We start from the raw sequence: 13,345 nt of genomic DNA on the forward strand, positions 1-13,345 counted from the left end.
GACTTCATGATCCGGTTCGAGGACGTGGTCAAGCGGTTCGGCGACCACGTCGTCCTCGACGGGCTGAACTTCACCGTCGCGCCGGGGGAGTTCGTCACGCTGATCGGGCCGAGCGGGTCGGGCAAGACGACGATCCTGCGGCTGCTCATGACCTTGGAGCAGGTGAGCGGCGGGAGGATCCACGTCGACGGCGAGTGCCTCACGCACATGCGCCGCGGCGGCCGGCTCGTGCCCGCCGACGAGAAGCACCAGCGCCAGGTGCGCAAGCGCATCGGCATGGTGTTCCAGCAGTTCAACCTGTTCCCCAACATGAAGGTGCTGCAGAACCTCACCGAGGCGCCGATCCGCTCGCTGGGGCTGTCCCGGGCCGAGGCGGAGGAGCGGGCGCGGGAACTGCTGGACCTGGTCGGACTGTCGGACAAGGTGGACGCGCACCCGACGCAGCTGTCCGGCGGGCAGCAGCAGCGGGTCGCGATCGCGCGGGCGCTCGCCATGCGGCCGGACGTGCTGCTGCTCGACGAGGTCACCTCGGCGCTGGACCCGGAGCTGGTCGCCGGCGTGCTCGCGCTGCTGAAGGACATCGCGAACACCACGGACATCACGTTCCTGTGCGTCACCCACGAGATGGGGTTCGCGCGGGACGTGTCCGACCGGGTGATGATGTTCGACAACGGGCAGGTCGTGGAGGACGCGGCACCGGACAAGCTGTTCAGCGAGCCCGACCACGAGCGGACGCGTGAGTTCCTCAGCGCGGTGCTGGAGCGGGGCTAGGCTCGGGGCATGGAGCACATCACGGTCAAGGACGACGGTGACACGGTCCGGATCACCATGAACCGGCCGTCGCGGCGCAACTCCTTGTCCTACGAGCACCTGTCCGAGCTGCTCAGCGCGTTCGAGGACGCCGGTGACTCGGCCGCGACGGGCATCGTCCTCGCGGGCGAGGGCCCGGTCTTCTCGGCCGGGCACGACTTCGGCGACGTCGCGTCCCGCGACCTCGTCGGGGTGCGTGACCTGCTGCAGCTGTGCACCGGGCTGATGAAGACGATCGAGTCGGTGCCGCAGGTGGTGATCGCGCGCGTGCACGGGCTGGCGACCGCCGCCGGGTGCCAGCTCGTCGCGTCCTGCGACCTCGCGGTGGCCGCCGAGTCGGCCGGGTTCGCGCTGCCCGGCGGCAAGGGCGGCTGGTTCTGCCACACGCCCGCGGTGCCGGTGGCCCGCACCATCGGCCGCAAGCGGCTGATGGAGATGGTGCTGACCGGCGACGTCATCGACGCGCCGACCGCGCTCGAGTGGGGCCTGGTCAACAGGGTCGTCCCCGACGACGAGCTTGACGCGGCCGTCGACGACCTGCTCGCGAAGGCCACCCGCGGCAGCCGGGCCAGCAAGGCGCTCGGCAAACAGACGGTCTACGCCCAGCTGGACCGGCCGGAGGCCGACGCGTACGCGATCGCGGTCGAGGTCATGGCCGCCGCGTCGCAGCTTCCCGGTGCCCGGGAGGGGATGGCGGCGTTCCTGGAGAAGCGGAAGCCGGACTGGCCGGACTGAGGATCCCGGCCGCGGCCACCGCGACCACGCAGAACACCGCGATCAGCAGGAACGTGTGGTTGAGCGGCATCAGGTGGGTCATCGGGCCGATCACGGCCGGGCCCGCGAGGATGCCGAGGTAGCCGAGCCCGGCGACCCGGGAGACGTTCGCGCCCGCGTTGTCGCGGTCGGCGTGGCCCGCCGCGCTGAACAGCTGCGGCACCGCCCCGGACAGGCCGATCCCGAACAGCGTCCACCCCACGAGCGCGACCGGGATCGACGAGGTCAGCGACGCGGTCAGGATGCCGGCGGTCGCGATCACCGAGCCGTAGCGGACGATCGCCCTCGGGCCGAACCGCTGCGACACCGGGTCGGTGAGGAGGCGGCCGATGGTCATGGCGGCCGCGAAGCAGCCGTACGCGAACGCGGCGGTCGCCTCCGGCGCGTCCAGGACCGTGCTCAGGTGCAGCACGCTCCAGTCGTTCGCGACGCCCTCGGCCAGCATCAGCAGGAACGCGATGACGGCGAGCCACCAGATCCGGGCCGGGGTCCGCCTCCGCTGCTGCGGGCCCTCCTCGACGGGCTTGGGCGCCTTGCGCATGAGCGCCGGGGTGGCGGCCGCGGCGACGACGAGCGTGAGGCCGGTGGACGCGGCGAACGTGGTCACCGGCGACCAGCCCCAGGTCAGCGTGCGCGCGCCGGCGAGCGCGGCGAGGAAGCCGCCGACCGACCACACGGCGTGGAACGCGGACATGATCGTGCGCCCGTAGGCGTGTTCCACCTCGACCGCGTGCGCGTTCATGCTGACGTCGAGACACCCGTTGCCCAGGCCGAGCGCCAGGAGCGCCGCGCCCAGCGCGACCCCGTCGGTGGCGAGGCCGGGCAGGATCAGCGCGGTCGTGCACAGGACCGCCGACAGCGGCACCACGCGGTGCGGGCCGAACCGGTCCGTCAGCGGGCCCGCGACCTGCATGCCGGCGAACGCGCCGCCACCGAGCAGCAGCAGGAGCAGGCCGAACGTGGCGTGGCCGACCCCGGCCCGCTGCTCGATCACCGGGATGTGGACCACCCACATGCCGATGACGAAGCCGTTGAGGCCGAAGAAGGCAAAGGTCGCTGCCCGAGCACGCCGCATCACTATTCGAACATAACCGATGTTCGTTCGACCGCGCTACGCACTATTGTTGTGTTCGTGAGCACGGAACGACTGCGACTGATCGTCGAGGCGACCCGGGACGCGGGGGAGATGAGCGTGGCCGGGCTGGCCGCGTTGACCGGCGCGTCCGAGATGACCATCCGGCGTGACCTGGAGGTGCTCGCCGCACAGGGCGTGCTCGAGCGCTACCGGGGCGGCGCGCGCAGCCTGCTGCTGCGGGGCGAGGAGCCGCCGTACGCGTTGCGGGTGACCGAGGACGTCGAGGCCAAGCAGCGGATCGCCGCCGAGGTCGCGGCGCTGCTCGCGGACGGCGAGTCGGTCGTGCTGGACAGCGGGACCACGTGCGTCGCGGTGGCCCGCGCACTGCGCGACCGGCGGATGACCGTCGTGCCGCTGTCGTTGCACGCCATGAAAGCGCTCGTGGGCGCTCCGTCGCTCACCCTGCTGTTCCCCGGCGGCGCGCCCCGGCCGGGGGAGCTGGCGCTCACCGGTCCGCTGACCGAGGCGTCGCTCGCGTCGCTGCGGTTCGACACGGCCGTCCTCGGGTGCTGCGGGCTGACCGCCGCGCACGGCGTGACCGGGCACGACCTGGCCGACGCCGCGGTGAAGCGGGCCGCCATGCGCTCGGCGAGCCGGGTGATCGCGGTGGCCGACTCGTCGAAGTTCGCCCGCACCGCGCTGGCCGTCGTCACGCCGGTGTCCGAACTGGACGTCGTGGTCACCGACACCGGGGCGCCCGCCGCCGAGGTCGCGGCCCTCGAAGCGGCGGGCGTGGTGGTCCGGCAGGTGTGATCACACGTCCTGGCGCTTGCGGGACCCCGCCGCGAGCACCAGCACCCCCAGTAGCGCGATCCCCACCGCGACGGGCACCTGCGCGCCGTCGGGCACCACGTACCGGACCAGGAACCAGCTGCGCCCACCGTCCGTCAGCGCGTTGATCGCGCCACCGACCCCCTGGACGCACAGCACGATCCCGACCGCCTCCGTGAACCACCTCATCGGTACCCCCTCGTGGTCGTGTTCTGCAGCACGGTCCACACCGGACCCACGGCCAGCCAGATGGCGACGACGATCCCGAGGCGCGTCATCCAGCCGCCCGGCGCCCACAGTGCCTCCGTCTGCGCCGGTGAGGCGACCACGAAGGACAGCAACGCCATCGCCGCGCACGCGATCCCCACCGCCGCGAGGCACTTGCCCCACTCGCGCCACTCGTACCGCACCCGCGCCGGCCCGTTCTTCGGCGGCTTCACCGGCGGCGGCCCGCCCGCGAACCGGTGCGCGACGCGCTGGTCGGCCCACCGGATCATGCTGTGCCCGAACGCGACGCTGAACCCGAGGTAGGCCGCGCCGAGCCCGTGCACCGCCGTCGCCTCGCCGCCACCGCGCAGGTCCACGACCGTGAACGCCAGCAGCGCCACGTCGAGCAGCGGTGTGCCGATCAGCAGCACCACGCTCGTCCGCCGCCACTTCAGCACGTAACGGGCGACGAGCCCGGCGGCCAGCACGACCCAGAACCCGATCTCGCAGGCGACGATCGCGATCGCCATGGGGCTGACGTCCTCCATGCCCTCCACCGTGCCGGGCGCGCGTCGTCGTGTCGTCGGCAAGGCGGGGCAGACCGGGTCATCACTTCGGGGGACCCTCGGCGCCATCCTTGTGCGGACGCCCGCGCGTGCGCGCGTGTGCTGTGATGGGACCCGTGAACGCGACGGTGGAGCGGGTGCGCGCGTGGGCGGAGCCGCGCATGTCGGTGCTCGTGGCCGTGCTGCAGTTCGCCGTCGGCAGCGTGATCCTGGCGTCGGGGCTGCCGGTGCTCGTCAGCCTGGGACCCGGCGGGCTCACGTCGGACGACCCACTGCGGCTGCTGCCGTTCGCGGTCCTGTGCGGTACCGAGTTGTTGCGCACCCGTGCACCCGGCATCGGGTTGGTGATCGCGCTCTGCCTGGCCGGCGCCGAGCTGTCCTACGACGTCGCCCTGCCGACGCTCCTGGTGGTCACCGACCTGCTGTTCGCCGCCGTGCTGTACGGGACACGGCGCACGAGCCGCGTCGTCGTGTGGAGCACCGGTGTCGTCGTGCTGGGGCTCGCGGTCCTGTCGATCGTGTCGGGGCGGGATCTGCGGGGCGTCGTCGTGCTGGTGCTGCAGGTGGGTGGCATCCTGCTGATCCCGGTGTGGTGGGGCATGAACGTGCGCCAGCACCGGGACGCGGCCGCGGCCGAGCGGGCGCGTGCCGACCAGGTCGCGCGGATCGCCGAGCTGGACCGGGACGCGGCCGTGCGCGACGAACGCGCGCGGATGGCCCGCGACCTGCACGACGTGATCGCCGGGCACCTGTCGGCGATCGCGATCCAGTCCGCGGCCGCGCTGTCCATGGTGGACGGTGACACGGCGGCCATGCGGCGGGTGCTGAAGTCCGTGCGGGAGAACAGCGTCCAGTCGCTGACCGAGATGCGCGCGATGATCCACCTGCTGCGGTCCGAGGAGTCCGGTGTGGAGCACACGGCGCCCGCCCGGCTGCGGGACATCGCGCAGCTGCTGGAGTCCGCGCGGGCGGCCGGGTTGTCGGTGTCCGCGTCGACCGATGTGGACGACACCCTGCCGGTGGCGGTGGACCTGTCGGCGTACCGGATCGTGCAGGAGGCGCTGACCAACGTGGTCAAGCACGCGCCGGGATCGACGGCGTCGGTGACCGTCGACCGGCGCGACGCCGTGCTGGTCGTCGAGGTGGTGAACGACCGCACGTTGTCCACTGTGGAGACACCGGGTGGGCGCGGGCTGCTGAACATGCGCGAGCGGGCCGAGGCGGTCGGTGGTGTGCTGGAGGCCGGGCCGCACGAGCGGCAGTGGCGGGTACGGGCGGAGCTGCCCGCTGAGGAGACGTGATGATCAGGGTGCTGATCGCCGACGACCACGCGGCCATCCGCGCGGGGCTGACGATGATCCTCGACGGCGCGCGGGACATCGAGGTCGTCGCGGAGGCGGAGGACGGCGCGGCGGCGGTGCGCAAGGCGGCGGCGCTGCGCCCGGACGTGGTGCTGATGGACGTGCGGATGCCCGGCACCGACGGGCTGACCGCGACCAGGCAGGTCATCGAGGCGGGCACCGCGCAGGTGATCGTGCTGACCACGTTCGACATGGACGAGTACGTCTACGGCGCGATCCGTGCCGGCGCCGCCGGTTTCCTGCTGAAGTCGGTGGACGCGCCGCGCCTGATCGAGTCCGTGCGCCTGGTCGCCGCCGGTGACGGCGTCATAGAACCGAGTGTCACCCGGAGGTTGATGGCCGCGTTCGCGTCCGCACAACCCGCGGTCACCCGCCCAGCGGGCCTGGACGACCTGACCCAGCGCGAACACGACGTCCTCGTGTGCCTCGGCGAGGGCCTGTCGAACCAGCAGATCGCCCGGCGGCTCGGGGTCGGGGAGGCGACGGTCAAGACGCACGTGTCGCGGGTGCTCACCAAGCTCGACCTGCGGTCCCGCGTGCAGGCGGCGGTGCTCGCGAAGGACGCGGGGCTGGTCGGCTAGCCTGCTTCGGTGCGTCTCGTGATCGCTCGCTGCCAGGTCGACTACGCGGGCAGGCTCACTGCCCACCTGCCCATGGCCACCAGGTTGTTGCTCGTGAAGGCCGACGGCTCGGTGTCCGTGCACTCGGACGACCGGGCGTACAAGCCGCTGAACTGGATGAGCCCGCCGTGCTGGCTCACCGAGGACGACGGCACCTGGACCGTGTCGAACAAGGCGGGGGAGAAGCTGGTCATCACGCTGGAGGAGGTCCTGCACGACAGCGCCCACGAGCTGGGCGCCGAGCCGGGCCTCGTCAAGGACGGCGTCGAGGCCCACCTGCAGGAGCTGCTCGCCGAACACATCACCACATTGGGTGAGGGCTACTCGCTCATCCGCCGCGAGTACATGACCGCCATCGGCCCGGTCGACATCCTCTGCCGCGACGCCGTGGGCGCCACCGTGGCGGTCGAGATCAAACGCCGCGGCGAGATCGACGGGGCGAAAGACCAGGAAGGACTCGCAACGGTCAAGCCTAGGCACTGGGCCGTCGAGGTCAAGCGACGCGCCACGATCGATGCCGTGGAGCAGCTCAGTCGTTACGTTGAGCTACTTAATCGTGACCCTCTGTTGGCTCCGGTGGGTGGCATCCTGGCGGCGCAGACGATCGTGCCGCAGGCTCGCACCCTGGCCGAGGACCGTGGCTTCCGGTGCCACGTGATCGACTACGACGCCCTGCGGGGCATCGAGAGCGACGATCTTCGCCTCTTCTAGGGCGGGGCGGTACAGGAACGTTGATCCCGCGGTTTCCGGCGCAGCTCAGCCGTGGAAGAAGCGGATGACCACGATGGCGAGCGTCAGCGTGCCTCCAAACGCCACTCCGCCGGTGAGTACGGCGGCGGCAGGTGACTGGCCGCTTAACCAGCCGAGGACGCCGGCGGCGGTGCCTACGAAGAGTGCCACGATCATGGCGAACGCGAGCCACACGGCTCGGAGCGGATCGCGACGCGGTTGAGACACGGGAGCCTCCTGGGTTGATGACGGCCGGGTTGGACACATGCTGGCAGATGGTGGCAGATGTTGTAAAGCAGACCATCTTACGGGTACCGTACGGTGAGGTAGGAGACGCGATCAGAGGAGCGATGTCGACTAATCAGAGCGAGACTGGCGGCCTGGGTGTGGCAGGCGAGCTTGTTGCCGCCCTCCAGTCTTTGCATGTGCAAGCCGGCAAGCCGAGCATGCGCTCTATCGCGACCGCGGTAGGTGACGTCAGTCACACGACCGTTTCAGAGGCGATTAATGGCAAACGAATTCCCTCGTGGCCAATAGTCAGGAGTATTGTTCGCTACCTAAATGGTGATGAGGAGTCGTTTCACCAGTTATGGGTGGCAGCGAACGTTGACCCTGCTGCCGCTGATGTTGAGAGGCGGCGCGACCAGGAATTCTTCGATCTCTATCGGCAGCAAGTGGCCACCTTCTATAGCGTGCACCGTTCGCTGTTCCAGATGTCTCGTCAGCTTGTGCCAATCGAAGATGTATTCGTTGCTCCAACGATTCGTACGGCCGGGAGAGACTCTCGTCCGCTTACTCTAGCTGAGTTTGAGCGAAAAATACGACGAACCGCTTTGATTGGTACTGCTGGTAGTGGCAAGTCGCTTACGTCGAGTTTTCTGGTCTATTGGATGGCGAAACGTGAGCGCGGCTCCGCTCCCTTTATGGTGTCACTTCGAAACATTGCGCACGGTTCCTATTCGTTAGTGAGCGCCATTGAACAGCAGATGGGGCGATTTCTGCAAGAACCTGCGCCAGTGGGCGCAGTTAGCAGGGTTCTTCGGGAAGGCGATTCCCTTGTCGTCTTTGACGGTCTGGATGAGGTTGACATTCGATACCGTCGCGACGTTGCCGCAGCAATCGAGATGTTTTCGGTCGAGTTTCCGAATGTCCGCATTCTCGTCACCTCGCGTAGACACTCTTATGAGACCATCAGACTCGATCCTAGCCGGTTCAGCGTCTATGAGATTGAGGACTTCAACGAAGCTCAGGTGCGTGACTATGTTGGGCGATGGTTTAGGCTTGCTCAACAGGAACACTCGGAGGAAAATGCGGTTGAGCAAGCGCAGGCCTTCTTGAATGAGACGGAGAGGATCGCAGATCTACGAGCTACTCCTCTCTTGCTGGCTCTTACCTGTGAGCAGTTCTATGGAGTCGGCGCTGTACGACATAATCTGCCAGACGTGTACGAGGAGTACTTCTCTCTAATCTTTGATCGTTGGGATCGAGTTAGAGGGGTGGAGACTGAAGCAAACGTACACCGCAGCGCGCGCCACGCACTGGAGTATGTCGCGTTCTGGATGCTGAATGAACGATCTGCGGCAGCTTCGGCAACTGCAAGCAAAATTATTCAGGTGATACGCGACTACGTTAGTGAGCGTGGCTTTGATTATGAGGATGTGGAGCAAGAACCGGGGCGCCTGTTCGAAACTTTTCGCGGACGTATGCAACTCCTGGTGGAGGTGGGCAGCACATCATCTGGTGAACCCATGTATGCCTTTGCGCATAGAAGCTTCTTGGAGTTCCTGGCTGCGTCCTATCTAAGTCGTGCGGCCAGGTCTTCGGAGCGGCTGGGCGCACTACTTGCGTCACGAGTGGTTCGCCAAGAGTGGGCAATGGTTGGCCAACTCGCGATTGCCATCTTTGATCGCATGTATATGGATGGAGCCAAGGAGGTTCTTTCCGTTTTGCTGGATACGCTTGAGAGGCTGAACGGAATTGAGCGCCTGAACCTAAGAAGGTTCCTCTCCGAGTCTGTTGAATATGTTGAGCTTCCAGTCGAATTTGCTCGCCACTTGTCTAAGGTAGGCGTCGAAGGAACAGAAGTAGCTGGTCAAGATTCGCCCATGAGTGAAGTGGGCTACCCTGGTGCAGTTGCCTGCCATATCGCGGGTATCACCCCTCGGCAGCTGGACTACTGGGCTCGAACAGGACTTGTCGTGCCTTCGCTGCGGACGACAGATCGACAGCAGCGTCTGTATTCGTTTCATGATCTACTGGTGCTCAAGGTCATTAAGCGGCTGCTCGATACAGGGGTCTCGTTGCAGAACATCAGGATCGCTGTAGATCACTTGCGGAGACGCGGGATTGGCGAGCTTGCCAAGATCACCCTTTTCAGTGATGGCACCACCGTGTATGAAGCTTCGTCGCCTGAAGAGATTGTTGATCTGCTACAGGGTGGTCAGGGTGTGTTCGGAATCGCAGTCAGTGGCGCTCTTCAAGAGATAAACGCCATGATCCATGAGTTTCCTGCACAGCATGCAGACGGCACTCCTGCGAATGCTTCTGACGTCCGCCAAGCTTTCAACGCCTCGACCGCGTGAGGCGCGGCGGACGGTATGTCAGGTCCTCGAACGGCCCGGTGGTAGCTGGACGCTCCAACGCGCCGGACGAGAGGACCCTAACTCAGCATGAACGTGCCTGTGTCACCTGATTTGACCGTGCGTGACCTTCACGAGTGGGCAGGGATGCAGGCTGGGCGGCTACGCAGAGGTCTGGACGCGAACGCCGCGAGCTACCCAGCGTTCGTCTTGTCGCAGGCTGCCAAGCTCGCCGAGGAAGTTGGCGAACTCCAAGCTGAAGTGCTCGGTCATGCTGGTTATCAGCGCAAGAGCAAGGGTGCCGCCTTCACTGCTGAGACCATCGGCAGTGAACTGGCCGACGTGCTGATCTGCACCGCCATCCTGGCCAGCTCGCATGGCGTTGACCTCGGCAAAGCCGTGGCGGCCAAGATCGAGAAGATCGAGGCTCGCCACCACGATGGAGCTGCGTAAGCCTGCGCCGTTTCGAGCGGCTCTACTCAGTAACGTTGTACTGAAGGCGCTGGCTGAACCGCGTGATGGATTGACCGAGTGCGAACTCGCCGGTTAGCACGGCACTCAGAGCTTCATCGGTGATCACCTCGACGCCGCTTATGTCGACATCTATGTAGCGACACTTCGCCACCGGCCACAGGCTTGCCATCTCGCTGATTACCAGGCACGTAAGCCACATGGCTTGCCGTGCCACGTGCCCGTGCCGTCGGCCTGCACCTGGGTGCGGTACCGCGTGGTGTTGAACAGCAAGTTCACCAGGTCGTCAGGCGCCGAGGTGTCATCACCGCGGTGATCGGGCGGTCCCAGGATGAAAGCCGGCCCCACGACGACGTCGCGGTCCCGGTAGGCGCTGTTGTGTGCCCACAGGAGTGCCGTTGCCCGGTGGTTGAAGGGCAGGCCGTCGAGCTTGCCCTCGTCGTTGATGTACATGCCCGCCGGTGGTTCGGCGAAGTGCACCAGTTCGAGATTGCCACCAACGATCTGCCGGTAGGCATCGAGGTCGCTCGCGTTGAGTTGCTGCTGTCGGATTGGTTGATCCAGATCGACAGGGATGACGATGGCAGTTATCACGTGCCGCTCGCTTCCAAGGGCCTTTGGCTGTTGCCTGGTCGGCGGCCCTGTATCCGAACCAGGCCGACAGCCCCTGCAGAGGCGGGCGGTCTGGTGCGGATGGCGAGGTCATCGCTTATTCGTGTGTCGAAAGATGCTGTGGACAGTCAATGTTGACTATCTTGTGTAGAAGTGGGTAATAGTGGTAGTCGGCGAGAATTATCACGGACCCGGAATTTGCTGATCGTATTCCGACTTGACGGCAACGGCACCCAAAACCCACGAGCGTAGACGGGCATGTGTCGCTACTTGAACACCTTGAACGCGCGATGCAAGTGTCGTTGGGCAGGTCAAATTTTGACTTTGTAAACCGTGGGTCGTGGGTTCGGGGCACGCCGTGAGCACGACAGATCTGACGGCGACTTTACACCGTCATGCCGAACTGGCTGACCTCGGAGGACAACCGTTGGTGGTCGCTGACGGCCCCGGTCAGGTGGGCATCGAAGAGGATCGCGTGGACAATCGGTCCCGGTTGACCGGCCGCGAACCGTCCACCCTGGACCACTGTGGGTGGTCCAGGTCGAAGAACCCCAGGCCAGGAGGGGTGCCCGGGGCTGATTCGGGTGTTCCTCGCACGGGGTCGGGGCGCGATGGATACGGTGCTCCTGTGAGGGGTGCATTCGTCGTAGTGACCGCGGTCGCCGCTGTTGTGCTCGCCGGGTGTGGCGAGGCGGTGGACACCGCCAAGCAGACCTTTCCGCGCAGCACCGTGCCCGCCGGGCAGATGGACCCCGGGACGTCGACCGGCAAGCCGAAGACCAACGACCCGACGTTCTCCAACGAGCAGCTGCGCAAGCTGGACCCGTGCGCCCTCCTGAGCCGCGACATCCTGGCCCCGCTCGGCAAGCCCGCCGACAACCGGATGCAGGACTTCAGCAGCTGCTCCAACTACATGGAGGACAAGTCCGGCAAGGACCTCAACATCACGATCTACGTCGGCGACACGCTCAACGGCGCCACCGACGCGGACGAGAACATCGGTGGCCTGCCCGCCTACGAGAGCGAGCTGGACGACGGCACCGCCTGCTTCGTCAGCGCCGTCACCTCGACCAACCCCAACCAGGGCCTCCGCGTGCAGGTCGGCGGGGAGGGCGAGGAGCTGTGCGCCACCGGCCGCACGGTGCTGACCGGCATCATCGACATGATCCGCGAGGACCCGCCTGCGCGCGAGGAGAAGTCCGGCTCCATCGCGAGCGTCGACCCCTGCGGCCTGCTGGACCCCGACGAGCTCAAGACCGTCGTCAAGGTCGACACCGAGGTCGAGCCGTACTCCCTGCACTGGTGCAACTGGACCAAGGACAGCGTCAACGTCGCCGTCTGGTTCCGCACCGGGTACGACCCGAAGGACGACACCGTCGACCCCGGGACCGCGGTCGACCTGGGCAACAAGGTCACCGGCTACAAGTCGCCGTCCGAGGGGCAGACGTCCTGCCGGATCGAGTGGCGGCACCGCTCCACCGGCGAGGACGGCGCCGACGAGATCATCGAGGTCTCCTACGACAACAAGCCCACGCCGGACGACGACGGGTGCGCCACCGCGGCCGCCATCGCGAAACTGTTGATTCCGGCACTGCCCAAGCCCTGAACGTGCTTCAATTTCGCCGGCACAGGGGACGAGCACGGCACTAGGGCGTGGTGGGGTTGGGCGTACTGCCTCGGGTCTTGGCGGTCCTTGCGGTAGTGGTGGTCTCCGCGTGCACGTCGCGCACCGGCGGGATGCCCGTCGCCGCGACCACGCTCCCCGACGAGCTGACGGCCGAGGCCGCGTTCGACGACCTCACGACGGTCGCGCCCTGTTCGCTGACCGATCCCGAGGCGTTCGCCGAGTACGGCACGCCCGAGTTCGCGACCCCCGAGTCGTTCGACTACTGCGCGATCCGGATCAACACCGACGGCGAGGCCGACGTGGTGATCTCCGTCGGCGCGTTCGGCGTGCTGTCCGCGCAGCCCGAGCTCGAGGGCAAGCGCGTGAAGGACGTCGACGAGGGGCTGTGGGTCGGCCAGCAGGACGACAGCCCGTCGTTCTGCTCGCAGCTGCTCGTGTTCCCCGACGGGGTGACCATGCAGGTGTCCGGCAGCGTGTACGACGGGTCCGCCGACACGTGCCCGATGGTCGAGACCGGCATGGACTACGCCATCGACGTCATCCTCGACCGCGACGTCGAGCACCGCGACCCGCAGAACGACTCGCTGATCACGGTCGACCCGTGCTCGCTCGTCGACGACGACGACGTCGCGGCCGTCCCCGGTCTCGAGGGGGCGAACCGGCCCGACGAGTACCCCGGCAGGCACACGTGCTTCTGGGAGCAGAGCCCGGACTCGCCGGTGACGGTGCGGGTGGCGTTCGGCGCCGGGCCGGAGCCGGAGGTGTACGGCGACGGCACCGAGGGCCTGGTCGCGGGCAGGCAGACGGTGACGAACAAGTACACCCAGGTCGGTGCGCACGACTACTGCGCCGTCGAGACCGGGCACCTCCCGTTCACAGAGATCGAGAGCGAGGACGTGGTCGAGGTGGCCAGCGTCTTCGTCCGCATGCCCACTGGTCAGGTCGCCGAGGCATGCACCGCGGCGACCGCCGTCGCCGAGCTCGTGTGGCCCGAATTGCCCGATGTCTGAGCCGCGCCCCTGACCGATACAGGCCGGTGACCTGGGCCACGGCCAGGCTGCCGCCTTTGTTACTGGCAGGTAG

Annotated in this window: 15 protein-coding genes and 1 pseudogene; 11 read left to right on the plus strand and 5 right to left on the minus strand. The window is 67.0% G+C overall.

Annotated elements, in window-relative coordinates; translation table 11 throughout:
* Positions 1-6 precede the first annotated feature (6 nt).
* Entirely contained in the window at positions 7-771 is a 765-nt protein-coding gene (ehuA, locus tag ACYQ77_RS09240; RefSeq protein WP_459709401.1) for an ectoine/hydroxyectoine ABC transporter ATP-binding protein EhuA, read from the plus strand.
* A 9-nt stretch (positions 772-780) separates the two neighbouring features.
* The gene (locus ACYQ77_RS09245) at positions 781-1,545 is read left to right on the plus strand and encodes an enoyl-CoA hydratase-related protein (RefSeq protein WP_459709404.1); all 765 of its coding nucleotides are present in this window, start codon (positions 781-783) and stop codon (positions 1,543-1,545) included.
* On the opposite strand, the gene ACYQ77_RS09250 is transcribed toward ACYQ77_RS09245, so the two are convergent.
* Positions 1,460-2,659, minus strand: coding sequence for an MFS transporter (locus ACYQ77_RS09250; protein WP_459709768.1), 1,200 nt, complete (start codon positions 2,657-2,659; stop codon positions 1,460-1,462). The genes ACYQ77_RS09245 and ACYQ77_RS09250 overlap by 86 nt on opposite strands.
* 57 nt (positions 2,660-2,716) lie before the next feature.
* On the opposite strand from ACYQ77_RS09250, the gene ACYQ77_RS09255 reads away from it, so the two are divergent.
* Complete coding sequence (locus ACYQ77_RS09255) at positions 2,717-3,472, plus strand: DeoR/GlpR family DNA-binding transcription regulator (RefSeq protein WP_459709405.1); 756 nt, start codon at positions 2,717-2,719, stop codon at positions 3,470-3,472.
* On the opposite strand, the gene ACYQ77_RS09260 is transcribed toward ACYQ77_RS09255, so the two are convergent.
* A complete protein-coding gene (locus ACYQ77_RS09260) occupies positions 3,473-3,679 on the minus strand; it encodes a hypothetical protein (RefSeq protein WP_459709407.1) in 207 nt (68 codons plus the stop codon).
* Positions 3,676-4,245: a hypothetical protein gene (locus ACYQ77_RS09265; protein ID WP_459709409.1), complete on the minus strand. Its 570-nt coding sequence runs from the start codon at positions 4,243-4,245 to the stop codon at positions 3,676-3,678. The genes ACYQ77_RS09260 and ACYQ77_RS09265 overlap by 4 nt, the downstream gene beginning before the upstream one ends.
* A 134-nt stretch (positions 4,246-4,379) precedes the next feature.
* Here ACYQ77_RS09265 and ACYQ77_RS09270 point away from each other — a divergent pair, with 134 nt between their 5' ends.
* Genes ACYQ77_RS09270 through nucS form a run of 3 tightly spaced genes read left to right on the plus strand, consistent with a single transcriptional unit; the run spans position 4,380 to position 6,955 of the window.
* Positions 4,380-5,564 carry a sensor histidine kinase gene (locus tag ACYQ77_RS09270; protein WP_459709411.1) on the plus strand — a complete coding sequence of 395 codons (1,185 nt, stop codon included), beginning with the start codon at positions 4,380-4,382 and terminating at the stop codon, positions 5,562-5,564.
* Positions 5,564-6,205: a response regulator gene (locus ACYQ77_RS09275; RefSeq protein WP_459709413.1), complete on the plus strand. Its 642-nt coding sequence runs from the start codon at positions 5,564-5,566 to the stop codon at positions 6,203-6,205. Before ACYQ77_RS09270 ends, ACYQ77_RS09275 begins: the two co-directional genes overlap by 1 nt.
* Before the next feature lie 9 nt (positions 6,206-6,214).
* Entirely contained in the window at positions 6,215-6,955 is a 741-nt protein-coding gene (gene nucS / locus ACYQ77_RS09280) for an endonuclease NucS (RefSeq protein ID WP_459709415.1), read from the plus strand.
* A 45-nt stretch (positions 6,956-7,000) separates the two neighbouring features.
* On the opposite strand, the gene ACYQ77_RS09285 is transcribed toward nucS, so the two are convergent.
* Entirely contained in the window at positions 7,001-7,168 is a 168-nt protein-coding gene (locus ACYQ77_RS09285; RefSeq protein WP_459709417.1) for a hypothetical protein, read from the minus strand.
* A gap of 518 nt (positions 7,169-7,686) precedes the next feature.
* Between ACYQ77_RS09285 and ACYQ77_RS09290 the strand changes: the two are divergent.
* The 3 genes and pseudogenes from ACYQ77_RS09290 to ACYQ77_RS09300 all read left to right on the plus strand — a co-directional run.
* Positions 7,687-8,241: pseudogene (locus ACYQ77_RS09290) on the plus strand (NACHT domain-containing protein); the annotation flags it as partial.
* A 786-nt stretch (positions 8,242-9,027) separates the two neighbouring features.
* The gene (locus tag ACYQ77_RS09295; RefSeq protein ID WP_459709769.1) at positions 9,028-9,555 is read left to right on the plus strand and encodes a MerR family transcriptional regulator; all 528 of its coding nucleotides are present in this window, start codon (positions 9,028-9,030) and stop codon (positions 9,553-9,555) included.
* An 87-nt stretch (positions 9,556-9,642) separates the two neighbouring features.
* Positions 9,643-10,005 carry a MazG nucleotide pyrophosphohydrolase domain-containing protein gene (locus ACYQ77_RS09300; protein ID WP_459709419.1) on the plus strand — a complete coding sequence of 121 codons (363 nt, stop codon included), beginning with the start codon at positions 9,643-9,645 and terminating at the stop codon, positions 10,003-10,005.
* 198 nt (positions 10,006-10,203) lie between these two features.
* Here the strand turns inward: ACYQ77_RS09300 and ACYQ77_RS09305 are convergent, their stop codons facing one another.
* Positions 10,204-10,617 (minus strand): DUF3846 domain-containing protein, encoded by a 414-nt coding sequence (locus ACYQ77_RS09305; RefSeq protein WP_459709421.1) that lies wholly within the window; start codon positions 10,615-10,617, stop codon positions 10,204-10,206.
* Between the two features lie 646 nt (positions 10,618-11,263).
* Here ACYQ77_RS09305 and ACYQ77_RS09310 point away from each other — a divergent pair.
* Positions 11,264-12,241: a DUF3558 domain-containing protein gene (locus ACYQ77_RS09310; protein WP_459709423.1), complete on the plus strand. Its 978-nt coding sequence runs from the start codon at positions 11,264-11,266 to the stop codon at positions 12,239-12,241.
* A 95-nt stretch (positions 12,242-12,336) separates the two neighbouring features.
* A complete protein-coding gene (locus ACYQ77_RS09315) occupies positions 12,337-13,272 on the plus strand; it encodes a DUF3558 domain-containing protein (RefSeq protein ID WP_459709424.1) in 936 nt (311 codons plus the stop codon).
* The last annotated feature ends 73 nt before the right edge of the window (positions 13,273-13,345 follow it).

This window comes from Actinophytocola sp. KF-1 (assembly GCF_054661535.1).